This window comes from Mycolicibacterium wolinskyi str. Jessa 2025 (genome assembly GCF_049241375.1).
Lineage (GTDB): Bacteria > Actinomycetota > Actinomycetes > Mycobacteriales > Mycobacteriaceae > Mycobacterium > Mycobacterium wolinskyi.
The window spans coordinates 2,867,550-2,889,914 of record NZ_CP185960.1 but is presented as its reverse complement, the minus strand read 5'-3'; the positions used below and the strand labels follow the sequence as shown (position 1 = coordinate 2,889,914).

The window sequence follows — 22,365 nt, the reverse complement described above, 5'->3', positions numbered from 1 at the left end:
CTCCCGCGCATGACCGAAGCAATCGACAAGATCTGGACCACCCCGCCCATCCCTTACCGTCCCGAACTCGAAAATCCGCCGGCTGACGAAGAGCAGCTGATCAACAAGATCATGGCGAAGCTGCTCAAGAACAATCAGCGCGCCTACGAGAAGTACAAGCACGGCCTGCGCGACGCGCACGCCAAGAGCCACGCGATTCTGCGCGGCGACCTCATCGTGAACGACGACCTCAGACCCGAGTTGGCCCAGGGCATCTTCGCCGAACCTCGCCGTTACCCGGTGATCGCCCGGATCTCCAGCACATCCGGGGTACTGCGCGGCGACAAGATGCGCGGTGTCCGCGGACTCGGCATCAAGGCGATCGGGGTGGATGGCGAACGCCTGCCGGAGGACGAACCGAGCACGACCCAGGACTTCGTCCTGGTGACCCACGAAGACTTCTTGTTCGCCGATGCCCGCGCCTACGCGGGTTTGGGCATGTTCACGGCAAGTCTGCTCGCGCGGCTTCCCGACACCGCCCTGTGGGCGGGCAGTGAACTCCTCAGCGGGCTCGACAAGCTGGGCCTGCACATACCGGCGAATCTGAAGGTGTTCATCGCGCCGAACCGGCCGATCCTGGGTGAGACGTTCTTCTCGTCGGCTCCCATCCGCTACGGCGACTACGTCGCGAAGTTCAGGTACGCACCGTCGTCGGAGAACGTGAAAGCCCTTGCCGGCGAACTCCTTCCGCGCAATCCGAGCCAAGATGCCCACCGCGATCTGATCATGGAGTTCTTCGAGAACAACACCGCCGAATACGAGTTCGGCGTGCAGCTGTGCATCGACGAGAAGACGATGCCGATCGAGGATGCCAGCGTCAATTGGGACCAGAAGAAGTCCCCGTATCTTCCGGTCGCGAGAATCGTTTTTCCGCCACAGAACCCGTACAGTCCGCTGCGGCGCGCCTACGGCGACGACGTGTTGTCGTTCAACTCGTGGCGCGGTCTGAAGGCACACCAGCCGCTGGGTTCGATCAACCGCCTGAAGAAGCTGGTCTATGAGTCGTCCAGCAATTTCCGCCACGACGTCAACCGGGTTCCCCGGCACGAGCCGTCCGACATCTCGGAGCTGCCCGACTGATGATGGCAAACTCAGAAAGATTTGCTGCATGCCGACGAAAATCCGTCAGAAACGGCGACTTCACGTCGCTGACACCATATTCGGCAGCGATGTCAGCCTACGACACTTAGACTCTGAATCCATGCCTGGTAAATGGCAGTTGCTGGACCGGCCCACGGAGTACGAGGCGATCCGCTCGGCGCTCAGCAGCGAAGACAGTTGCGGCGTCGTCCTCGTCGGTGCGGCCGGTGTCGGCAAGACGACCCTGGCCCGCACCGTCACATCGTCGTTGCGCAAGAAGGTCCACTGGGCCGCCTGCACGGAGTCCTCGCGCAGCATTCCGCTCGGGGCCTTCGCGCACTGGGTGCGGCCGTCGGCTTCCCGCGATCCGATCGCGCTCATCGGATCGGCACGGGAATCGCTTGTCGCCGACGGTGATCCCGTGGTGGGCATCGACGACGCCCACCTGCTGGACCAGCTGTCGGCGACGCTGCTGCACCAGATCGCGGTGGAGCGCGCGGGGCATGTGGTGGCGACCGTGCGCAGCGGTGAACCGGTGCCCGACGCCGTCACGTCGCTGTGGAAAGACGGCTACCTGCAACGGTTCGAGCTGCAGCCGTTCACGAAACAGCAGAGCATCGCGCTGATCGAGACCGTGCTCGGCGGCACGCTCGAGGGGCTCAGCGCCGACGTGATGTGGGAATCCTCGGGCGGCAATCCGCTGTTTCTGCGCAACATGGTCGAGGGCGCGGTCGACGCCGGGGCCCTCGCCGAGGTCAACGGCGTGTGGCAGTTCCGCGGACCGGCCGTGATCCCGTCCGGGCTCGTCGAGCTGCTCGACGAGCGGCTCGCGCATGCCGGTGAGGATGTGCTGCACGCACTGAAACTGCTGTCGCTGTGTGAACCGCTCGACATCGACGTGTTCTCCGAGCTCGCCGGGGAGGAGGCGGTCGACGCGGCCGAGATGCGCGGCCTGATCCGCATCGTCGCCGACGATTCGGACGGGCAGATCACCGCCCGGTTCAGCCATCCGTTGTTCGGCGAGGTGGTGCGCCGCCGGGTCGGGACCGCCTCGGCGCGCAAGCTGCGCGGCCGTATCGCCCAGATCCTGCGCGAACGCGACCTGACGTCGGCCGCCAGCCGTATCCGGCTGGCGCAGCTGTGTGTCCAGAGTGATCGGGGCGCCGAGATCGACTTGTTGATCACCGCGGCGAAAGACGCCGTGTTCCTGTCGAACCTGCCGCTCGGCGAGCAGTTGGCGCGCGCGGCGTTCGATCACGGCGGCGGCCTCGGTGCGGCGGCGCTCCTCTCCCGGGCACTGCTGTGGCAAGGCCACCCGGCACAGGCCGACAGCATCCTGGCCCGCTTCTCACCCGACCACATGGACGAGATGGAGCTCGTGCAGTGGGGGGTTCCGCGGCTGTCGATCCTGTTCTGGTCGATGGGTGACGTCGCACGCGCCAACCAGGTGCTGGAGCTGTTGAACTCGCGGGTGACCCATCCGATCCTCAAGTTGATCGTCGACGCCACCGGCGCCGGAATGGCCATCCACGAGAACAGGATCGCCGAGGGCCTGGAAACCGCCGAGCGGGTGCTGGCCAATCCCGAGGCACCGCGGCAGGCCGTGGATTTCGCCGCGTTCAGCGCCGGCCTCGCGATGCCGGTGGCGGGCCGCGGCAAGGACTTCCTGCCGATCGCGTCGCGGTGCCGGGCACAACGCAAGACCACCGACGGCATGATCCGGATCATGGTGTTCTACGGCGAGGTCCTTGCGCTCGCCTACACCGGCCAGCTCGAGCTGGCCGAGCGGCGGGCCGCCGAGTACGCCGAGTTCTCCTCGGCCGGACAGTTCGCCGGCTGGGCCATCGCCAAGATCATGGCCGGCGCGGCCGCGACCCACAGCGGCAGGTTCCAGGACGCGATCTCGGCGATCGAACAGGCGCTGGCGGCGCTCAACGCCGAGAATTCGCTGCCGTGGCAGCTGCCGGGCCGTCTCCTGCTGGCGCGGGCATACGCGGCGGTGGGCAACCCGGCCGATGCCGAGCGGGTGCTGGAGGACGCCAAAGAACACTCGGGCGCGTTCATGGCACTGCACGAGCCGCAGCGGATGCTGGCCAAGGCCTGCGTGGCGGCCGCCAAGGGCGGGCACCGTTCGGCGATCGACCTGTCGCGGGCGGCAGCCGATGCCGCGCGTTCGGCGGGCCAGTACGCGGTCGAAGCCGAAGCCCTGCATCACGCCGCCCGGTTCGGTGACCGCACGGTCGTGCGTCGGCTTCAGGGGCTCGTCGACCGCGTCGACGGCCCGCTGGCCGCCCTTTACGCGCGGCACGCGGCAGCAGTGGCGGCGGCCGACCCCAAGGAACTCGACGAGGTCTCGACGGCCTTCGAGGAGGCGGGCCTGTTGTTGTCGGCGGCCGACGCGGCCGCACAGGCGGTCCCCTTGCACGACAAGGCCGGTCAGCGCCGGCGCAGCACCGAGTCCGCTGCGCACGCACTGCAATTGGCGTCCAAGTGTGGCGGCGCGGCAACGCCGGCCATCCGCTCGGCGGCCCGCCCACTGCCGGTCACGTCACGTGAGCGTGAGGTGGCCGGTCTGGTGGCTCAGGGATTGTCGAATCGCGAGATCGCCGAGCGGTTGACGGTGTCGGTGCGCACCGTGGAGGGACACATTTACCGGGCCGGCATCAAACTCGGTGTGGCCGACCGTGACGACCTCGCCAAGATCGTGTGGAACGACTTGGGGAAGAACGGGCGCAGCAACGGCAACAAGAACGGCAACCCGTAGCGTCAGTACACGTCTCGGACGTAACGCTTCTCGGCCACGAGTTCGCGCTTGTAGTCGCGTGCGCGTTCCTCGGACATCCCGCCGTGTGTGCGGATGATCGTCGTGAGGGCGGCGTCGACGTCCTTGGCCATCCGGCCGGCGTCCCCGCACACGTAGAAATGTGCGCCGTCGTCGAGCCAGCGCCAGACGTCGGCGCCGTAGTCGAGCATCTTGTGCTGGACGTACACCCGCTTGGCCTGATCGCGCGAGAACGCGAGATCCAGCCGGTTCAGGAAACCGTCGTGAACCATGTCCTCGAGATCGTCGCGATAGTAGAAGTTCTCGTTGCGATGCTGGTCACCGAAGAACAGCCAGTTACGGCCGGTGTGGCCCAACGCCCGGCGTTCCTGCAGGAATCCCCGGAACGGGGCGATCCCGGTGCCGGGGCCCACCATGATCATGGGTGTGGCGGCGTCTTCGGGCGGCCGGAAGTGCGGGGATCGCTGCAGGAACACCGGTGCCGCGGCAGCACGATCGGCGAGAAAGGTCGAGCACACGCCGCCCCGCACGCCACCCTGCGCACCGGGGTAGCGCACGACCGACACGGTTAACTGCACCTCATGCGGGCTCACGAGCGGGCTCGACGATATCGAGTAATTGCGCGGTGTCAGCCGCACCAGCACCTCTTGCCACTGCTCGGGCTCGGCGTATACGCCGAACTCGGTCACGACGTCGAGGGCGTTGCGGTTGCGCAGCCACTTCTTCAGCCGTTCACCGGATCCGCGCAGTACCTTCGCCGATCGATCGGTGCACGAATCGGCGACGAACCGCAGCAGATTCGGTGTCACGCGGCAGATGTCGTAGGACGAGATGAGTGCGTCGCGCAGGGACTGCTCGGTGCCGTCGACCTCGACGACGGCGTCCCCGTTGAGCGCGGTCGCCGCGAGCCAGGCATCCACCACGGCCGGATCATTGGTGGCATACACCCCCAACGAGTCGCCGGCAGCATAGCTGACGTCGTAGTCCGAGATGTCGAACCCGAACTGCCGCACCTCTTTTGCCGAACCGGGCGCGGTGAGCACCGTGTTTCGGCTGAGGGTCGCGAGAATCGGCTTGGCCCTGGTGAATTCGTCGGGTTCGGTTCGGATGACGGTGCGGCCGCCCACCGGTCTGCCGGGCGGCTCGGTGGGTTGACCGGTGAGCAGTTCGGTGACGGTGTCGGCCCACTGTTGCATGGGCCCGTCGTCGTAGACCTCGCATTCGGTGCGATCGAGTAGCTTGGTAGCGCCCAGATCGGCGAGCCTGCGATCCAGCGACTTGGCGTGACCGCAGAAGTTGTCGTAGGCCCGGTCCCCGATACCGAGCACGGCATAACGCATTCCGTGCAGTTCGGGTGCGTCGGGCGCTTCGAGGCGACTCCAGAAGTCGGCACCGTTGTCCGGTGGCCCGCCGTCGCCGAATGTGCTGGTGACGACGAGTACGTCGCGTGCGGCGGCAAGCTCCCCCAGCGCCAGGTCATCCATGTTCACCAGCGTCGCCCCGTCGAGCCGGGTGGCGAGTTTCGCGGCGAACTCCTCGGCGTTGCCGGTCTGCGATGCCCACAGCACCAGCGGTCCCGTTGGCACCGATCGCTCCGCGACGCTGGTCCGGGAATAGCGGCCCGCGAGCACACCGTCCACCCACAACCGCACCTTGGGACTCACGGGCGCGGAGCCCGGGAGCACCGGAACACCGGCCGGGCTGTCCGGCAGTCCCGTGAAAAACCCGGCCAAATAGGTCTTCTCGGCCTCGCTGATACCGGGTTTGAGGTCGGTCGTCACACCGAGTTCGGCAGCCACCGGGTGCGTGTAGCCGGCGCCGCCGACCGATCGTGCGGGGCGCAGGCTGACCGCGCAGACCTTGAACTCGGGCTGCAGCGAGTCGGCATCCACCGCGTCGTTGGTGACCGCATTGACCGTGAGGTACTCGCCGTGTTCGTCGTTCCAGTGAAACGGTGCAAAGCAATTGCCCGGCCGGACCCGGTCGGACAGCACCGCGGGCAGCACCGCACGGCCGCGGCGCGAGGCAACCTCGACCGGCTGGCCCGCGACTATCTCGAGCTCCAACGCATCGATCGGGTGGATCTCGATGAACGGCGCGGGATTGAGCTTGTTGAGCCCGGCGACCTTGCCGGTCTTGGTCATGGTGTGCCATTGGTGTTGCAGCCGGCCGGTGTTGAGCACCATCGGATAGTCGTCGTCGGGAAGTTCGGCGGCGTCCATGTGCGGCCGGGCGTGGAACACCGCCCGTCGTGTCGGCGTCGGGAAGGCCAGCCGGGGCCGGTGCCCGGCCTCGTCGACGAACAGGTCCTGGCTGACCCCATCGTTGAGGTAGCGGATGGGATGGCGGTCGGTGTCACCGCCTGGCGCGTCGGCCGGTGGGCACGGCCACTGCAGCGGTGTCCGGCGCAACCGCTCGTAACTGGCGCCGCGCAGGTCGTATCCCGTCTTCGGGTTGGCGAACCGGCGGATCTCGTCGAAGATCTCCTCGGCGCAGGCGTAGTCGAAGTGCTCGGCGAAGCCGAGGTGCGCGGCGATCTCGCAGATGAGTTTCCAGTCCGGGCGGGCCTGCCCCACCGGCGGCAGCGACGGGCTCAACAGGGTGAGGTTGCGCTCGGAATTGACCATCACGCCCTCGGATTCGGCCCAGAGCGCGGCCGGGAGCACGATGTCGGCGTAATGGTTGGTGGCGGTCGCGCGGTAGGCATCCTGGACGACGACGAGTTCGGCGGCTTCGAGCCCGTTGATGACGGTCTTGCGGTTCGCCACGCTCGCAACGGGATTGGTGCAGATGATCCAGCAGGCCTTGATATCGCCCGCGGCCATCTGCTCGAACATGCCCACGGTGCCCGGCCCCACCTCCGACCGGATCGTGCCCGGTTCGAGACCCCATTGCGCTTCGACGAACTCGCGGTCGTCAGCTGAGAGAACAACGCGCTGCCCGGGCAAACCCGGGCCCATGTAACCCATCTCGCGTCCGCCCATGGCGTTGGGCTGGCCGGTGAGCGACATCGGACCGCTTCCCGGCCGGCAGATGGCTCCCGTGGCCAGGTGCAGATTGCAGATGGCGTTGGTGTTCCAGGTTCCGTGCGTGCTCTGGTTGAGCCCCATGGTCCAGCAGCTCATCCACTCTCCGGCTTCGGCGATCATCGCCGCGGCGGCGCGGATGTCGTCTTCGGGTATGCCGGTGATCTCGGCGACCCGGGCCGGCGGGTAGTCGGCGAGGAACTGCGGCATGGCGTCCCAGCCGGTGGTGTGCTCGGCGATGAACTCAGCGTCGATGTCGCCGTTTTCGACCAGGACGTGCAGCAGACCGTTGAGCAGCGCGAGATCGGTGCCCGGCTTGATCTGCAGGAACAGGTCGGCCTTCTCGGCGGTCGCAGTGCGCCGGGGGTCCACGACGATCAGCTTGGCACCGGCCTTGAGCCGATCGGCCATCCGCAGGAACAGGATCGGGTGGCAATCGGCCATGTTCGATCCGATGACGAAAAACAGGTCGGTCCAGTCGAAATCGCTGTAGGAGCCCGGTGGGCCGTCCGCGCCCAGCGACTGTTTGAATCCGGTGCCCGCGCTCGCCATGCACAACCGCGAGTTGGACTCGATGTGCACGGTGCGCAGGAAACCCTTGGCGAGTTTGGTCGCGAGGTACTGGGCCTCGATCGACATCTGGCCCGAGACGTACAGCGCCACGGCGTCCGGGCCGTGTTCGTCGATGATCGCCCGCAGGCGCCGCGCAGCTTCCGCGACCGCGTCATCGACAGGTGTGGGCGTCAGTTCGTCGTCTCGGGTGGGCCGCAGCAGCGCCGACTTCAACCGGTCGTCGTCAGCCGCCATCATGTCGGCGTGGGTGGCCCCCTTGGTGCACAACCTGCCGAAGTTGGCCGGGTGCAGCTTGTCGCCGGCAACGCGGGCGATGACCGTACGGCCGTCCTCGACCCGGGTGCTCACCTCGATGCCGCAGCCGACACCGCAGTACGAACACGCCGTTCGCCGGGTTGCAGCCAAGGTCGCGCCGTCCGCCATGCCCCCATGGTGGGCGCCGGGTGTTCCGGGTTTTTTCCGGCAGCGTTATCGGCAGGAAAACTGATCCTCACCACCGGTCGACCCTCCCGGTGAGCATTGTTTTCCCAGCTCAGGGCACTGCGACTCCGGTCACAATTCCGTCGCAGACCGACTCATCAGCGAATCGTCACCGAAACTGTGCGGAAACAAACTGCCCCTAACTTCACAGAAGCATGAGCGATGGCAGCAACCCCCGATTCCTGCAAGGTGCCTTCGAATTCGAGGGCAACGGCCTCGACAAGCCCGCCCTGATCGACGAGTCGCTTCGGTACGTGGTTCCGCCGGGCGCCGTCACCCAGCCGGTGTACTTCCGCGGCGGGAATTCCACCGACGAGATGGTCACGGTGGTGCTGTACCGGGACGGCACACCGATGCGGTACTTCCCGATCGCGGCCAAGGGCGCCACCCATGTGGCGCTGCGGGTCGTCGAGGATCTGCTCGGGGACACCGTGCTGGAGTTGTTCATCGCCGCCCCGGCGGCCTGCACGGGCAGTGTGGTCGTCGACCTCGGACTGGTGGAGATCCCATGAAGCGCCGGCTTGTCGTCGTGGGCAACGGCATGGCAGGGGTGCGCGCGATCGAGGAGATTCTCGCCCGGGGTGGCGGTGCGGCGTTTGACATCACGGTGTTCGGTGACGAGCCCTACGGCAACTACAACCGCATCCTGCTGTCCAATGTGCTTGCCGGAAGCGATGATTCACGCGAGATCTACCTCAACCCGATGGACTGGTACGACGACAACGCCATCGACCTGCGCGCCGGGGTCCGGGTGGTGCGCATCGACACGTTCGCCCGGCTCGTGCATGCCGACGACGGGTCGGTGATCCGGTACGACGATCTGATCCTCGCGACCGGTAGCCGGTCGTTCTTCCCGCCGATGGCCGGGCTGTGGGCCGACGACAAGACACTCACCGACGGTGTATTCGGCTTCCGGACCCTCGACGACTGCATGGGCATGATCTCCGAAGCCGCCAACCGCACGAAGGCCGTCGTGATCGGTGGCGGCCTGCTCGGACTGGAAGCCGCCAGGGGCCTGCAGAACCGCGGGCTTGCGGTCGAGGTCGTGCATGCCGGCCCGACGCTGATGAACGCACAACTCGACGACTCCGCGGGCGCGATCCTGCGCCGGTCGGTCGAGCACATCGGGATCACGGTGCACACCGACAAACGCACCACCGAGGTCCGCGTCGACGAGTCCGGGCGACTGTCGGGCATCGTGTTTTCCGACGGCGATTCGATCGACTGCGACATGTTGGTGATCGCCACGGGCATCCGGCCGAATGTCGGTCTGGCGCAGCGCGCCGGTCTCACGGTCGAGCGGGCGATCGTCGTCGACGACCACATGCGTTCGGTCGACGACGAGCACGTCTACGTGGTCGGCGAGTGCGCCCAGCATCGTGGGCAGGTGTACGGGTTGGTCGCGCCGCTGTGGGAGCAGGCGAGCGTGCTCGCCGATCACATCACCGGAGTCGATACCGCCGCGGCGTATCGAGGTTCGCGCACCGCGACCAAACTGAAGGTCGCGGGCGTCGACGTCGCCGCGATGGGGCTCAAGGCGCCCGAGCTTCCCGACGACGAGTTCGTGCAGTATTCCGAGCCGAAGCACGGCGTGTACAAGACGATCGTCATCCGCGACGGCAAGCTCGTGGGCGCCACCCTGGTCGGGGACGTGTCGAAGGTCTCCTTTCTGACCCAGGCCTTCGACAGCGGCCTGCCGCTCCCTGAGGAGCGGGTCTCGCTCATGTTCGACATCGGCACGCCCGACGTCTCCGTCGGGGTCGCCGAGCTCTCCGACGACGCGCAGGTGTGCAACTGCAACGGGGTTTCCAAAGGGACCCTGGTGAATTGCGTACAGGCCGGCGAGACGTCGCTCACCGGAGTGATGGCGAAAACCAAGGCGGGCAAGGGCTGTGGCTCGTGCAAGGAACTGGTCGGCCAGATCGTCGAGTGGGCGGCCGGTGGCGCTGTCACGGAGGACCCGTCGGCCTCGTGGTACGTGCCGGGCATCCCCTACGACAAGCCGACTCTGATGCGCCACATCCGGGACCTCGAACTGCATTCGGTGTCATCGGTTTTCGCCGCCCTGGCGCCCGACGGCAAGGAGGACGCGAACTCCAAGATGGCGCTGGCCTCACTGCTGGAGACGATGTGGGCCGACGAGTTCGTCGACGAACGCGACGCCCGGTTCATCAACGACCGCGTGCACGCCAACATTCAGCGCGACGGCACCTTTTCGGTCGTGCCCCAGATGAAGGGCGGCGTGACGAACGTCGCGCAGTTGCGCAGGATCGCCGATGTCGCCGAGAAGTACGACGTGCCGATGATCAAACTGACCGGGGGCCAACGCATCGACCTGCTCGGCGTGCGCAAGGAGGATCTGCCCGCGGTATGGGCCGATCTGGACATGCCGTCGGGCTACGCGTACGGCAAGAGCTTCCGCACCGTGAAAACCTGTGTGGGCAGCGATTTCTGCCGCTACGGCCTCGGCGATTCCACCGCACTGGGCATCGCCATCGAGGAGCGCTACCAGGGCCTCGCCAGCCCGGCCAAGATGAAGCTCGCGGTCACCGGTTGCCCGCGGAACTGCGCTGAGGCGCTGTGCAAAGACCTCGGCGTGGTCGCGGTGGGCGACGGCCGCTGGGAGATCTATGTGGGCGGGGCGGCCGGTGCGCACATCCGCAAGGGCGACCTGCTGGCCACGGTCGACGATCCCGACACCGTCATCACCCTCACCGGCCGGGTCCTGCAGTACTACCGCGAAAGCGCGAACTGGCTGGAACGCACGTACAAGTGGGTGCCACGCCTCGGGATCGAGCACATCCAGGCCGTGGTGTTCGACGAGGAACTCGCCGAGGGCCTGGACGCCCGCATGCAGAAATCCATTGATGCCTACCGAGATCCGTGGCTCGACGGCCGCGAGCCGGCGACGAATGGACAGTTTCGGACGGCGTTGCCGCTTCTGCCGCTCCCCCGGGTTCCAGTCCGATGAGCGACCTCGGGCCGGTCGAACAGATCCCCGTCGGCGAGGGACGCACCTTTGCCGTCGACGGCACGCAGATCGCGGTGTTCCGGTTGCGCGACGGATCACTGCGCGCGATCGACGCGGTGTGCCCGCACAAGGGCGGACCGCTGGCCGACGGGTTGGCCGACGACACCGTGGTGGTGTGCCCGCTGCACGGCGCGACCTTCGACATGTGCAGTGGAGCCGAAGCCGCGGGCGAACTGTCGGTGCGCAGCTACCCGGTCGCAGCCGTGGACGGGGCGATCCGGCTCACGCTCTGATCGGCATCGTGTGGGAATATCCAGCTGTCTGAGGCAGTTCGGTGACATACCACTCGTCTTGGTCAGCTGAAGGAGCACATCATGCGTTACGCCATCATCGGTGCGGGAAATATCGGTTCAGCCGTGGCGGGACATTTCAACCGCACCGGCACCGACGTCGCACTGGCCGCGTCACGCGGCATCGATGCGGTCCGCGGCACCGCCGAGGCCATCGGACCCCACGTCGTCCCGTCCGACGTCGCGGACGCACTGCGAGCCGACATCGTCATTCTCGCCGTCCCGTTCGAGGCGGTACAAGACCTGGTCGGGTCGGTTCCAGACTGGCAGGGCCGCATCATCGTCGATGCCACGAACGCCATCGACTACCGCGACTTCTCACCCGCCGACCTCGGCGGCCAGGCGTCTTCTGACCTTGTTGCCGAGTGGGCCCAAGGTGGCCGAGTGGTCAAGGCCTTCGGCCACACCTGGGCAAGAGTGCTTGCGCGCGATCCCGGCGACGGGCATGGTGGCCGACGTGTACTGTTCGTGTCAGGCAACCATCCGGAAGCGAATAGCGAAGTAGCCCAGTTGATCTCGTCTCTAGGATTTGAGGCGGTCGACCTCGGGCGCAACGACGGCGGCGGACTGCTACAGCAATTCGGTGGTCCCTTGACCACCAAGAGTTTCATCTCCCAGCCCATCAGCGGATCGAGCCCAGCCGAGATGGACCTTACGCAGCCGTGACGCCGGTGGCTGTCTCAGTATCCCTTCGGCTTGACGGCCAGCACGGGTTTGAGGCACTCCAGCAGCAGCCGCTGCGACACACTGCCGAGCAGCAGCTTGCCCACCGGGCTGCGATGCCTGATGCCGATCACCAGCAGATCGGCGTCGGGACTGTCCATCGCGTTCAGTAGCTCCTCGGCCGCGTCGACACCGACGGGCTGGCGGAGTTCGTAGCTCACGCCGCTCTCCCGCAGCTGCTCCTCGACGTCGTGGATCTCACCGGACCGCGCGAACCGGGCGTCGACGTAGGCGTCTCCCGAGGTCGCGTTGATCACCAGCAGACCGGTGTTGCGTAGCTTGGCCTCCGCGATGCCGTGCTCGATGGCGGCGCGGCCGAACGGGTCTGCGCTGTAACCGACGACAATCATCGCTGGGCCTGCGCTTTCTGCTGTTGATCCGCGTCGTCCTCGACGATCAGCAGGGTCTCCTCGCTGCGGTGCATCAACTTGAGCACCAACGGCATCAGCAGCAGGATCGCCATGAGCACGTAGGTCACGATCGCCACGGGTTCGGTGAACAGACTCGTCCAGTCACCACCGCCGAGTTGCAGGCTCTGGCGCAGTTGTCGTTCGATGCGTGGACCGAGGATGACGCCGATGATGAGCGGCAGCACCGGCAATCCGAAGCGGCGCATCATCAATCCCAGCAGCCCGAAGACCAGCAGCAGCGCCAGGTCCAGCGCTTGCACGTTGACGGCGAGCGCGCCGAGCGTCGCGAAGAACAGGATGCCGGCATACAGGTACGGCCGTGGGGTGCGAAGCAGTTTGGCCCACAGCGGCGCCAGGGGCAGGTTGAGCACCAACAACAGGAAGTTGCCGATGAACAGGCTCGCGATCAGCGTCCAGATGAGCAGCGGCTCTTTCTCGAAAAGAGTTGGGCCCGGCTGGATTCCGTACGATACGAACGCGGTCAGCATCACCGCCGCGGTCGCGTTGGTGGGCAGGCCCAGCGACAGCATCGGCACGAGGGTGCCTGCGGCCGAAGCGTTGTTGGCCGCCTCCGGCCCGGCCACGCCTTCGATCGCGCCCTTGCCGAACTCCTCTTTGTGCTTCGACAGCCGCTTTTCGGTGATGTAGGACAGGAACGTCGGCAGTTCGGCGCCGCCGGCCGGCAGTGCACCGAACGGGAATCCGTATGCGGTGCCCCGCAACCACGGCTTCCAGGACCGCGCGAAGTCCTGGCGGCTCATCCACGGCCGGCCCACCGGAATGACGTCGGCGGGACGGCGCCGCAGATGGGCCGCCACCCACAGGGCTTCGCCGAGCGCGAAGATCGCGACCGCGATCACCACGATGTCGATGCCGTCCGACAACTGGGGCAGGCCGAACGTCGCGCGCGGCTGGCCGGTCAGGAAGTCGATGCCGACCACACCGATCGCCAGACCGAGGAACAGCGAGATCGCGCCCCGCAGTTTCGACGCACCGAGCACCGCGGTCACCGCGACGAGTGCGAACAGCATGATCGCCAGGTACGACGGGGCGCCGAGCGTCACCGCGAAGCGCGAGATCGGCGGTGCGAACGCGGCGAGCAGGGCCGTGCCGATCGCGCCTGCCACGAACGATCCGATGGCCGCGGTTGCCAGAGCTTGTGCGGCCCGCCCGGCCTTGGCCATCTTGTTGCCCTCGATAGCCGTGATCACCGACGACGATTCGCCCGGCGTGTTCAGCAGGATCGAGGTCGTCGACCCGCCGTACATGCCGCCGTAGAAGATGCCGGCGAACATGATGAACGCCGCACTGGGGCTGACGTTGTAGGTGACGGGCAGCAGCAGCGCCACCGTCATCGCCGGGCCGATACCCGGCAGCACACCCACCGCGGTGCCCAGCAGCACGCCGATGACCGCGTACAGCAGGTTCATCGGAGTCGCCGCCTCGGCGAACCCCTGCAGAAGCCAGTCGAAGTTTTCCATTTACAGAATCCCGTCCAGAATGCCTGCGGGCAGCGGGATCCCGAGCCCGGAGTAGAACGCGTAGAAACTCGCGACCGACAGCACCGCGCCGATCGCGATGTTGCGGACGTAGTGACGGTTGCCGAGAATCGTTGCCGCCCCGGCGAACAGCAGCGTGCCGGTGATCGCCCAGCCGAGCGGCTCGACGAGCACGATCACCAACACGAACAGGCCCACGAGCAAACCGACCGTGCGCCAATCCCCCGGCGAATTGGGATCGACGTCCTCGCCGGCGTCGGCCTCACCGACCGAGCCGCGGGGAATCGCGACCGCCAACACCACCGCAAGGACGATGAGCACGATTCCGATGACGAGCGGGAACAGCTTCGGGCCGACCGGATCGACCTTCGCGAACCCCTCCGCGAGCGTCAGCGCGTCGAAGATCAGGAACCCGCCGACCACGACGAGGACGAGACAGACGAGATACTGGGCCTTGTCGACTTTCACAGCAACCCCAATTCCGTCAGCGTCGTCGAGACGCGGTTGTCCTGATCCCGCAGGAACTGCTCGAATTCCGGCCCGGTCGTGAAGGCGTCGCTCCAGCCGTTCTTGACCAGCGCGTCCTTCCACTCCTGGGTTCCGTGCAGATCGGTCAGTGCCTGCACCATGGCCTGTTTGGCATCACCGGATATGCCTGGCGGAGCCAGGATCCCGCGCCAGTTCGTGAAGGTGAGGTCGATGCCGGCCTCCGTGAGCGTCGGCGCGTCGACGCCTTCCACCCGCTCCTTGCCGGAGACCGCGAGCACCCGCACCTGGCCGGCCTCGATCTGGTCGACGAACTCACCGAGCCCCGTCGTACCTGCCGCGATCTTCTTGCCCAACAGCGCGGTCAGGAGATCGCCGCCCCCGTCGTAGGTGATGTAGTTGACGGTGCGCGGGTCGATTCCGACCGCACGTGCGGTTTCCATCGGGAACAGGTGATCGGGCCCGCCCGGTGAGGACCCACCGCCGATGGTGACCTTGGCCGGATCGGCCTTCCACGCCGCCACCAGATCGCCGATCGTGCGGAACGGTGAGTCACCCGGTACGAGGATGCCTTCCTGCTCCTCGACCATCTTGGCCAGCGCGGTCGCGTCGGAGGCCCGCGCCGACGATCCGTTCGTGTACACCGCGCCCACCACGCCGAGCCCCATCATCATCATGAGGTCGTCGTTGCCCTTTTCGTTCATGAGCCGCGCCATCGCGACCGTCCCGCCGGCGCCGATGACGTTGAAGACCTCGATGCGCCCGGTGATGTCGGTGTCTTCCATGATCTTGACCGCGGTGCGGGCGGTGAGGTCGTAGCCGCCGCCCGGACTGTTCGGCACCATCATGCGCAGCCGGTGCAAACCGCGGGACTCATCGCCGCGAGTGACCCCGCAAGCCGTCGCCAACATGGTCGCGACCAACGCGACCATCAGCGCGGCGCACAATCGTCGAAACGTCACAGCAGTCCCCAATCACTCATATGTGATGCTCAGCAATACTGAACCCAAAGAGTGACTCAGGTCACCGATTCGAACGCAAAGGAAGTATTGGTCATTGAGTTCACCGCAGCCGAGACTGTGGGGCCTGCCGAGAGACCGGACCTTGGCGGGCAGATTCCTGGTGTTCCAGCTTCTCGTGGTCGCGGTCGTGCTCGTCGCGGTGGCCGCGGTCTCGGTGACCCAATCCACCCGCGAGTTCCGCGATGTCCGCGGACAGCGCATGATCGCCGTAGCAGAGAACGTCGCGTCGACCCCGATCGTGCGCGATCGCTACGGCGATCCGTTCGCCGCCCAGATTCTGGCGCCCGAGGTGGACCGGGCGGTCGCGCTGTCCGGGGCCGATCTCGCCGAGATCACCGATCCACAGGGCACCGTACGGACGTCTTCTGATCCCAGCCGGGTCGGGCAGCGCGTCGATCTGGGTCAGAGCCGGGCCGACGAGGGGCGGGCATGGTTCGGCGACACCGATATCGAAGGCGTGCACAGTCTGGTCGGCCAGGTGCCGATCCTCTCGGCAACCGGGCAGCTTATGGCGATCGTCTCGGTGAGCGAACGTTATCCGTCGGTGTGGGAGTTGATCAGCGGCGCCGGCGAGCGGTTGCTGATCTATCTGGGAATCGGCGCCGCGCTCGGCCTGCTGACCTCATGGCTGTTGTCCCGGCGGATCAAGCGTCACACGCGTGGATTGGACATCGCCGAGATCGCGAGTCTCGCCGATCACCGGGAAGCGTTGTTGCACAGCATTCGTGAGGGTGTGGTGGCGGTCAACACCGGCGGCGTCATCACGGTGCTCAACGACAGTGCATCCGATCTGCTGGGGATCAGCGCCGACACGGTGGGGCGCCGCGTCGACGAGGTGGGCCTCGAACCCGCGGTTGTCGATTTCCTGCTTGCCGCCGACGACGACCGCGCCGACGAACACGACGTCATCATCGCAACGCGGACCCGCGTGTTGGCGCTCAACCGGCGCGCGGCCAGCAGCCAGGGGCAACGCATCGGTACGGTGACCACCATGCGCGACAGCACCGAACTCGCTGCCCTGCAGGCCCAATTGTCTTCCCACCGCAGCGTCACGGACACGTTGCGGGCGCAGACCCACGAGTTCGCCAATCAGCTCCACACCATCTCCGGATTGGTCCAACTCGAGGAGTACGACGCGGTGCGGGATCTGGTCGGCACGCTCACGCGTCGCCGCGCCGCAATCAACGAGGCTGTCACCCAACATATTTCGGACCCGGCGGTGGCCGCCTTGCTGATCGCAAAGACGTCACTGGCCGCCGAGAGCGGGGTGGCGCTGGGCCTGGCCGACGACAGCCACCTCGGCGCGCTCGATCCCGCGCTCGCCACCGACGTGATCACGTTGCTCGGCAATCTGATCGACAATGCCGTCGATGTGTCGGTGGGCTCGACGCCCGCGCAGGTGTGCGTGCGAATCGACGACGCGGCCGGCTTGCTGCTCGCCGTATCGGATTCCGGACCCGGTGTGCCAGAACATCTTCGGGAGATGATCTTCGCCCGAGGCGTGACCTCCAAGCCCGACGTGCCCGGCGGGCGTGGCATCGGGCTGGCCCTGGTGCGCCTCGTCACCGCGCAGCACGGCGGCACGGTGGAGGTCACCGACGGACCCGATGGCGGGGCGTCGTTCGTCGTCCGGTTGCCCGAGGACACCAAGCGGGCCGTGCATGCGTGACGTACTCGTCGTCGACGACGACTTCATGGTCGCCGAGATTCATCGCCGATTCGTCGAACGCGTCGACGGTTTCCGCGCCGTCGGCGTGGCACGCAACGGCGGTGAGGCATTGACCGCCGCCACCGAACTGCGGCCCGATCTGATCCTGCTCGACGTGTATCTACCCGACATGACCGGGCTGGAGGTCTTGCAGCGACTGCGCGCCGAAGGCAACCTCGTCGGCGTCATCATGATCACCGCCGCGCGTGAACTCGACACCGTACGAGGCGCACTCGACGGTGGAGCCGCCGACTATCTGATCAAACCGTTCGAGTTCGACCAGCTGCGCGCCAAGCTTGCCGCGTTCGCGGCCCGTGCCGACGCGCTGGCCGCCGAAGGCGGTGCGAGCCAATCGATGATCGACGCACTGTTCGGCGGAAGCTCAAGCGCGACAGCGCCTTTGCCGAAAGGGCTCGGCGCAGAGACCGGCCGGCTCGTCATGGATGCGGTGCGCGCCGCGGGCGAGGTCTCTGCGGCCGAGTGCGCCGAGCTCGTCGGGATTTCGCGGGTGAGCGCCCGCCGCTATCTCGAGCACTACCTGAGCACCGGGGCCCTGGAGCTGCGCCTGCAGTACGGCACCGGCCGGCCCGAGCGGCGTTACCGGGCGACTTAGGCGGCTTCGAAGGTGACCAGGTCGATGGTGATCTGGTCTTCGATGATGCTTACCGTCGTTCTGATGGGTGGTCCGGGTAGTGGTGGGGCGGTGGAGTGGTAGACCGCGCCGGTGGGTGTGCGGTATTGGGCGGTGTGGTTGCCGTGGGTGTCGGTGGTGGTGACCGACCAGCCGGGTGCTTCTTTGGCGTAGTTGCACGCTTCGCACAGGCCGAGGCCGTTGAGTGCGCTTGTGGGGCCGTCGTGATGTGTGGGGACGGCGTGGTCGTGGTGGCGGATCGGCGCGTCGCAGTACGGGGTGCGACAGGTCTGGTCGCGCAGTTCGAGCAGCCTTGCCAGGCCTTTGGGGAAGATCCGGGCCCGCGACTCCATGGCGAGCAGCTGCGCGCTGTCGGGGTGGCGGTACAGGCGCCGCAGTGTCGCTTTCACCTCGGCGTCGGCGACGGCATCGCCGGTCAGGGTGCGGGCGAAACCCGCGGGCACCGGCCCGTAGTCGCCCAGCCATGCGGCTGCGTCGTCGTCGCCGGCCAGCGTGGTGTCGGCCATCACGAGGTTGAGGGCGAGCGGTACCGGTTGGGGGGCGGGCCGGCCGGTGACGCGTTCGTAGACGGTGTCGGCCATGATCTGGCCGCGGCTGCGCTCGTCGTAGGTGGTGTCGGCGGCGTTTTTGCAGGCGGCGTAGACCGCGACGGCTCGGTCGACGGGCAACAGCACCGTCACATACGCCATGGTGTCGGGGGCCGGGCGGATCCACACGCCGCGGTCGGCGGCGGCCTTGGCTGCCCGTTCGACGACCGCCGCGGCATCCAGGCGCACCGCGATCTTGCGGGCCTCGGCCTTGACCCGACTGTTGCCCCAGCCCTGCAGCCGTGTCATGTCGGCGCACAGTTCGGCATCCAGCCGGCGCCGGTCCTCCACGTCCAGGCAGGCCGATTCGCGCACGATCAGGGTGGCCCGCCATTCCGAGAGCATCCCGGCTTCCAGGGCGGCCAGGGTGTGGGGCATTTCGTGGACGAGTGCTTTGGCCAGCCCGAGATACTGGTCGCCTTTCTTGGTTGCCTCGCGCCGCGCCAACGCGACCTCGGCGGCCAAACCTTTGCCGCGTTTGGCGGCCGGCACTCCGTCGGCGGCTTCGCGGGCGCGGCGCTTGGCATCCCACAACGCCGTCGCGCGGGCCTGGGCGGCCGCCAGTGCCGGTTTCAGCAGTTCGTACTTCTCGACCAGGGCGCGCAGCTGTTGCTCCGACGCCCCCGGATCGATATCGAACAAACTTTCGAACACATAGACGACACTACCCGCACCCACCGACAACTGACGTTCGGCGACGCCCGGTCCTGAATAATGCTGACGTGACCCCGCGAGTGCTGTTCATCCGCAACGAACATATGGCGACCGAGGCCCTACTCGGCGAGGCGTTCGCCGAGTGTGGTTTCGACATCGACACATTCGATGTGGTCCCGGCCGAGCGGGTGGACTCCCCCGCCGGCGACGTGACGTTCCCCGATCCCGCCGGATACGACGTCATCGTGCCACTCGGGGCACGTTGGCCGGTGTACGACGACGCGCTGCGCGAAACGTGGGTCGGAGCCGAGATGGAAATGGTGCGCCGAGCCGCCGATGCCGGAGTGGGCGTGCTCGGTATCTGCTTCGGCGGCCAGCTGCTCGCGCAGGCGTTCGGCGGATCGGTCAGTCGGTCCGACTCACCGGAGATCGGTTGGTATGACGTCGCGACCGACGACGCGGACCTCGTGCCCGGCGGTCCGTGGTTCCAGTGGCATTTCGACCGGTGGACATTGCCACCGGGAGCCACCGAGATCGCCAGGACCGCCCAGGCCTCGCAGGCATTCGTGCTGGGCCGGTCACTCGCGCTGCAATTCCATCCCGAACTCGATTCGGCGCTCCTGGAAGGGTGGCTGGGCGACGACCGTGACGGCGAGGTTGTCGGAACCGGCCGCAGCCATGACGAATTGCGTTTGCGGACAAAGGAACTCGCCGACGACGCGGCGGTCCGGGTGCGCGCGCTGGTCCGTGGCTTCCTCGACAGGGTGGTACGGGCAGAACCTGCGACGTAGGCTGGAACGGTCGGTGGGAGTTTCCGACCGCATCACAGACCGTTATGAGCGCATGGAGCGTCCGACGGGACGTGGCACGCACGTTCCAGGACCGCCGCGAGGCCGGTCAGGTCCTCGCGCAGCGCCTGGTGTCCTATCGGGGTGATCCCGATGTGCTGGTCCTCGGCCTGGCGCGGGGCGGGGTCCCGATCGCGTGGGAAGTCGCGTCGTTTCTCGACGCGCCACTGGACGTCTTCCTGGTCCGCAAGCTCGGCGTACCGCAATGGCAGGAACTCGCCATGGGCGCGTTGGCATCGGGCGGCGGCATGGTGATCAATGACAGTCTGGTCCGACGGCTCGGTATCAGCGAAGACCAGGTGGCCGAAGCAATCCGCCGCGAGACCGTCGAATTGGAACGGCGCGAACGCGCATACCGCGGCGATCGTCCCGCGCCCGACCTGACCGACCGAACGGTGATTCTCGTCGACGACGGCATCGCGACCGGTTCGAGCATGCTTGCCGCGGTCCGGGCCGTGCGCGCCGCCCGGCGCGTGGTGGTTGCGGTCCCGGTGGGGCCTGCGACGGTCTGCAGTCAGCTCAACAGCGAGGCCGACGAGGTGGTGTGTGCGAGCACGCCGATGGATTTCGAATCGGTAGGTCAGGCATTCGCCGACTTTCACCAGGTCAGCGACGACGAAGTGCGTCGCCTGCTGGCCGCGCCGACAACCGGCTAGTTCTTGCGCTCCTCGGTGGCCTCGTCCACCGCGACATCGTCGGAGCGGGGCTCCGGCTCGGCTTCCGTCGGTTCGTCGGGGTAGTCCACCGGCTCGTCGGTGTCCGTCGCGACCGCGTCCTCGGTTTCCTCGTCGGATTCGGCCGCGGCCTTGGTGCCCCGCGAGCGCTCCCGCAGCGCGTCGACGATGAGGAGCACGACGCCGAGCACGCTGGCGCCGATGCAGACCCAGGCGATCAATTCATTACTGGTGACCACGGCGGTCACGAGCGCGGCCAAGCCGATGACGGCAAGCACGAGCGCAATGATCAGCATTGTTCAACCCTAGGTCTGTGGCCCGATGGCCGGGCCGGTTCAGGTCAGCCTACGAGAGCGGTTAGTTGTTGCCTCGGTTGAACTGACCGAACCCGCTCGCGTCGTTGTTGGCGCTCGAATCGACCGGCGCGGCCGAGCCACGCTGACCGAGCTCCTCAAGCTGCGATTCCAGGTAGGTCTTGAGTCGGGTGCGGTACTCGCGCTCGAACGTCCGCAGCTGCTCCAACCGGCCTTCCAGCACGGTGCGCTGCTGATTGATCGTTCCCATGATCTCGGAGTGCTTGCGCTCGGCGTCGGCCTGAAGGGCGTCGGCCTTCTCCTGCGCCTGCCGCAGCTGCGTCTCCGACCGGGTCTGGGCGTCGGCCAGCATCGCATCGGCGCGCTGACGTGCCTCGGACACCGTGGTCTCGGCGGTCTTGCGGGCATCGCTGACCATGGCATCGGCCTGGGCGCGCGCATCGGCGAGGAGCTTGTCGGATTCGGCCTTCGCGGTGCTCGTGAGGCGATCCGCGGTGTCCTGCGCGAGGCTCAGCACGCGGGCCGCGCGAACCGCGGTGTCCTCGCTCGGCGCGGCGGCCGGCTGCGGCGGGGCCTCGTACACCGGTTGCGGAGCCGGGGCAGGCTCGGGCTCGGGCTCGTACAACGGGATCGACTGAGTCGCCTGGGCGCCGCCGCCCGCGCGCGCAGACGAGAGCTCGGAGTCGAGCTCAGCGACGCGCTGCCGGAGATCGGCATTCTCTTCGATCAGCCGGGTCAGCTCGTTCTCAACCAGATCGAGAAAGGCGTCGACCTCGTCCTCGTTGTAGCCCCGCTTGCCAATCGGCGGCTTGCTGAACGCGACGTTGTGGACGTCCGCTGGTGTGAGCGGCATTGTCTGCCCCCTTGAAGTCTTGGACCGTCAACCGATCTCAAAGTGTAGAGCCTTGTTTGAACGCAACTGGCGTCCATCCTGTCACACCAGACCCGGCGGTTGCAGTGGAGGTCAATTTTTAAGAGTGAATTTCAATCTTCTTACGCCTTTTTGGACCGTCCGGCAAACGCCTCCCGAGGCCGTCGACCGGCCGGCGTGCGGCCGGGTTCAGACCGCCGCGCCGAAGGCGAGCTGCATCCCGATGAACGCCACCAGCAGCAGCACCATGATCGACAGATCGAACCGGACCGCGCCTATCGTGAGCTGCGGAATGAGCCGTCGAAGCAGCTTCACCGGCGGATCGGTGACGGTCATGATGAGCTCGAGCACCACGACCGTGAAGCCCTTCGGGTGCCAGTCCCTGCTGAACGATCGGATGAACTCGACGACCACCCGCGCGATGAGCAGCAGCCAGAAGATGAACAGCGCGAAACCAAGGATCTGAAAGAACAGCGACAACTGAGCCGACCTCACTACAGACAGATGTGTGACATTGGATACAGGTCGCTGTGGGTTGACTGCCGCAGACGCGACGCGACCAACCGGTTATGCGACGCCGCCAGCCTACCCGGCCGTGGTGACCACAACCGGTCGG

The 22,365-nt window shown here is 66.8% G+C and carries 19 protein-coding genes; 10 read left to right on the top strand and 9 right to left on the bottom strand.

What is annotated here, in order from left to right; genetic code table 11:
• Positions 1 to 9 precede the first annotated feature (9 nt).
• Both ACOI2T_RS14225 and ACOI2T_RS14220 read left to right on the top strand, forming a co-directional pair.
• Positions 10 to 1,119, top strand: a complete 1,110-nt coding sequence (locus ACOI2T_RS14225) for a catalase family protein (protein ID WP_409501672.1) — start codon at positions 10 to 12, stop codon at positions 1,117 to 1,119.
• Between the two features lie 121 nt (positions 1,120 to 1,240).
• On the top strand, positions 1,241 to 3,883 hold the full coding sequence (locus ACOI2T_RS14220) for a LuxR C-terminal-related transcriptional regulator (RefSeq protein ID WP_409501671.1): 2,643 nt from the start codon (positions 1,241 to 1,243) through the stop codon (positions 3,881 to 3,883).
• A gap of 2 nt (positions 3,884 to 3,885) precedes the next feature.
• On the opposite strand, the gene ACOI2T_RS14215 is transcribed toward ACOI2T_RS14220, so the two are convergent.
• Positions 3,886 to 7,923 (bottom strand): bifunctional nitrate reductase/sulfite reductase flavoprotein subunit alpha, encoded by a 4,038-nt coding sequence (locus ACOI2T_RS14215; RefSeq protein ID WP_409501670.1) that lies wholly within the window; start codon positions 7,921 to 7,923, stop codon positions 3,886 to 3,888.
• Positions 7,924 to 8,135: 212 nt separating this feature from the next.
• On the opposite strand from ACOI2T_RS14215, the gene ACOI2T_RS14210 reads away from it, so the two are divergent.
• From ACOI2T_RS14210 to ACOI2T_RS14195, 4 genes are all read left to right on the top strand, one after another.
• Positions 8,136 to 8,492, top strand: coding sequence for a molybdopterin oxidoreductase (locus ACOI2T_RS14210; RefSeq protein ID WP_067858906.1), 357 nt, complete (start codon positions 8,136 to 8,138; stop codon positions 8,490 to 8,492).
• Positions 8,489 to 10,951, top strand: a complete 2,463-nt coding sequence (gene nirB / locus ACOI2T_RS14205; RefSeq protein WP_409501669.1) for a nitrite reductase large subunit NirB — start codon at positions 8,489 to 8,491, stop codon at positions 10,949 to 10,951. Before ACOI2T_RS14210 ends, nirB begins: the two co-directional genes overlap by 4 nt.
• Entirely contained in the window at positions 10,948 to 11,244 is a 297-nt protein-coding gene (locus tag ACOI2T_RS14200; protein ID WP_409501668.1) for a Rieske (2Fe-2S) protein, read from the top strand. The genes nirB and ACOI2T_RS14200 overlap by 4 nt, the downstream gene beginning before the upstream one ends.
• Before the next feature lie 81 nt (positions 11,245 to 11,325).
• Positions 11,326 to 11,967, top strand: coding sequence for an NADPH-dependent F420 reductase (locus tag ACOI2T_RS14195; protein ID WP_421876819.1), 642 nt, complete (start codon positions 11,326 to 11,328; stop codon positions 11,965 to 11,967).
• A 14-nt stretch (positions 11,968 to 11,981) separates the two neighbouring features.
• On the opposite strand, the gene ACOI2T_RS14190 is transcribed toward ACOI2T_RS14195, so the two are convergent.
• The 4 genes from ACOI2T_RS14190 to ACOI2T_RS14175 are packed head-to-tail and all read right to left on the bottom strand — an operon-like array spanning position 11,982 to position 15,351.
• Entirely contained in the window at positions 11,982 to 12,374 is a 393-nt protein-coding gene (locus ACOI2T_RS14190; protein ID WP_409501667.1) for a universal stress protein, read from the bottom strand.
• Complete coding sequence (locus ACOI2T_RS14185) at positions 12,371 to 13,915, bottom strand: tripartite tricarboxylate transporter permease (protein WP_409501666.1); 1,545 nt, start codon at positions 13,913 to 13,915, stop codon at positions 12,371 to 12,373. Before ACOI2T_RS14185 ends, ACOI2T_RS14190 begins: the two co-directional genes overlap by 4 nt.
• Complete coding sequence (locus ACOI2T_RS14180; protein WP_409501665.1) at positions 13,916 to 14,401, bottom strand: tripartite tricarboxylate transporter TctB family protein; 486 nt, start codon at positions 14,399 to 14,401, stop codon at positions 13,916 to 13,918.
• On the bottom strand, positions 14,398 to 15,351 hold the full coding sequence (locus ACOI2T_RS14175; RefSeq protein ID WP_067858924.1) for a Bug family tripartite tricarboxylate transporter substrate binding protein: 954 nt from the start codon (positions 15,349 to 15,351) through the stop codon (positions 14,398 to 14,400). The genes ACOI2T_RS14180 and ACOI2T_RS14175 overlap by 4 nt, the downstream gene beginning before the upstream one ends.
• A 124-nt stretch (positions 15,352 to 15,475) precedes the next feature.
• On the opposite strand from ACOI2T_RS14175, the gene ACOI2T_RS14170 reads away from it, so the two are divergent.
• Positions 15,476 to 17,110 carry a sensor histidine kinase gene (locus ACOI2T_RS14170; protein WP_409501664.1) on the top strand — a complete coding sequence of 545 codons (1,635 nt, stop codon included), beginning with the start codon at positions 15,476 to 15,478 and terminating at the stop codon, positions 17,108 to 17,110.
• Positions 17,103 to 17,762, top strand: coding sequence for a response regulator (locus ACOI2T_RS14165; RefSeq protein ID WP_409501663.1), 660 nt, complete (start codon positions 17,103 to 17,105; stop codon positions 17,760 to 17,762). The genes ACOI2T_RS14170 and ACOI2T_RS14165 overlap by 8 nt, the downstream gene beginning before the upstream one ends.
• On the opposite strand, the gene ACOI2T_RS14160 is transcribed toward ACOI2T_RS14165, so the two are convergent.
• Complete coding sequence (locus ACOI2T_RS14160; RefSeq protein ID WP_409501662.1) at positions 17,759 to 19,042, bottom strand: HNH endonuclease; 1,284 nt, start codon at positions 19,040 to 19,042, stop codon at positions 17,759 to 17,761. The genes ACOI2T_RS14165 and ACOI2T_RS14160 overlap by 4 nt on opposite strands.
• Positions 19,043 to 19,110: 68 nt before the next feature.
• Between ACOI2T_RS14160 and ACOI2T_RS14155 the strand changes: the two genes are divergently transcribed.
• Complete coding sequence (locus ACOI2T_RS14155) at positions 19,111 to 19,833, top strand: type 1 glutamine amidotransferase (protein ID WP_409501661.1); 723 nt, start codon at positions 19,111 to 19,113, stop codon at positions 19,831 to 19,833.
• Positions 19,834 to 19,877: 44 nt separating this feature from the next.
• Entirely contained in the window at positions 19,878 to 20,546 is a 669-nt protein-coding gene (locus ACOI2T_RS14150; RefSeq protein WP_409501660.1) for a phosphoribosyltransferase, read from the top strand.
• Here the strand turns inward: ACOI2T_RS14150 and ACOI2T_RS14145 are convergent.
• The 3 genes from ACOI2T_RS14145 to ACOI2T_RS14135 all read right to left on the bottom strand — a co-directional run bounded on the left by ACOI2T_RS14145 (position 20,543) and on the right by ACOI2T_RS14135 (position 22,229).
• Positions 20,543 to 20,860, bottom strand: coding sequence for a tumor necrosis factor receptor family protein (locus ACOI2T_RS14145; RefSeq protein WP_409501659.1), 318 nt, complete (start codon positions 20,858 to 20,860; stop codon positions 20,543 to 20,545). The genes ACOI2T_RS14150 and ACOI2T_RS14145 overlap by 4 nt on opposite strands.
• 61 nt (positions 20,861 to 20,921) lie before the next feature.
• Complete coding sequence (gene wag31, locus ACOI2T_RS14140; protein ID WP_067855520.1) at positions 20,922 to 21,731, bottom strand: DivIVA-like cell division protein Wag31; 810 nt, start codon at positions 21,729 to 21,731, stop codon at positions 20,922 to 20,924.
• 207 nt (positions 21,732 to 21,938) lie between these two features.
• Positions 21,939 to 22,229 carry a YggT family protein gene (locus ACOI2T_RS14135; protein WP_067855595.1) on the bottom strand — a complete coding sequence of 97 codons (291 nt, stop codon included), beginning with the start codon at positions 22,227 to 22,229 and terminating at the stop codon, positions 21,939 to 21,941.
• Positions 22,230 to 22,365: the final 136 nt, after the last annotated feature.

What these genes read in the sequence shown, in the direction of transcription:
- ACOI2T_RS14225 (WP_409501672.1), top strand. Translation starts at nt 10, where the DNA reads ATGACCGAAGCAATCGACAAGATCTGGACCACCCCGCCCATCCCTTAC.
- ACOI2T_RS14220 (WP_409501671.1), top strand. Translation starts at nt 1,241, where the DNA reads ATGCCTGGTAAATGGCAGTTGCTGGACCGGCCCACGGAGTACGAGGCG.
- ACOI2T_RS14215 (WP_409501670.1), bottom strand. Translation starts at nt 7,923, where the DNA reads ATGGCGGACGGCGCGACCTTGGCTGCAACCCGGCGAACGGCGTGTTCG.
- ACOI2T_RS14210 (WP_067858906.1), top strand. Translation starts at nt 8,136, where the DNA reads ATGAGCGATGGCAGCAACCCCCGATTCCTGCAAGGTGCCTTCGAATTC.
- nirB (WP_409501669.1), top strand. Translation starts at nt 8,489, where the DNA reads ATGAAGCGCCGGCTTGTCGTCGTGGGCAACGGCATGGCAGGGGTGCGC.
- ACOI2T_RS14200 (WP_409501668.1), top strand. Translation starts at nt 10,948, where the DNA reads ATGAGCGACCTCGGGCCGGTCGAACAGATCCCCGTCGGCGAGGGACGC.
- ACOI2T_RS14195 (WP_421876819.1), top strand. Translation starts at nt 11,326, where the DNA reads ATGCGTTACGCCATCATCGGTGCGGGAAATATCGGTTCAGCCGTGGCG.
- ACOI2T_RS14190 (WP_409501667.1), bottom strand. Translation starts at nt 12,374, where the DNA reads ATGATTGTCGTCGGTTACAGCGCAGACCCGTTCGGCCGCGCCGCCATC.
- ACOI2T_RS14185 (WP_409501666.1), bottom strand. Translation starts at nt 13,915, where the DNA reads ATGGAAAACTTCGACTGGCTTCTGCAGGGGTTCGCCGAGGCGGCGACT.
- ACOI2T_RS14175 (WP_067858924.1), bottom strand. Translation starts at nt 15,351, where the DNA reads ATGGTCGCGTTGGTCGCGACCATGTTGGCGACGGCTTGCGGGGTCACT.
- ACOI2T_RS14165 (WP_409501663.1), top strand. Translation starts at nt 17,103, where the DNA reads ATGCGTGACGTACTCGTCGTCGACGACGACTTCATGGTCGCCGAGATT.
- ACOI2T_RS14150 (WP_409501660.1), top strand. Translation starts at nt 19,878, where the DNA reads ATGAGCGCATGGAGCGTCCGACGGGACGTGGCACGCACGTTCCAGGAC.
- ACOI2T_RS14145 (WP_409501659.1), bottom strand. Translation starts at nt 20,860, where the DNA reads ATGCTGATCATTGCGCTCGTGCTTGCCGTCATCGGCTTGGCCGCGCTC.
- wag31 (WP_067855520.1), bottom strand. Translation starts at nt 21,731, where the DNA reads ATGCCGCTCACACCAGCGGACGTCCACAACGTCGCGTTCAGCAAGCCG.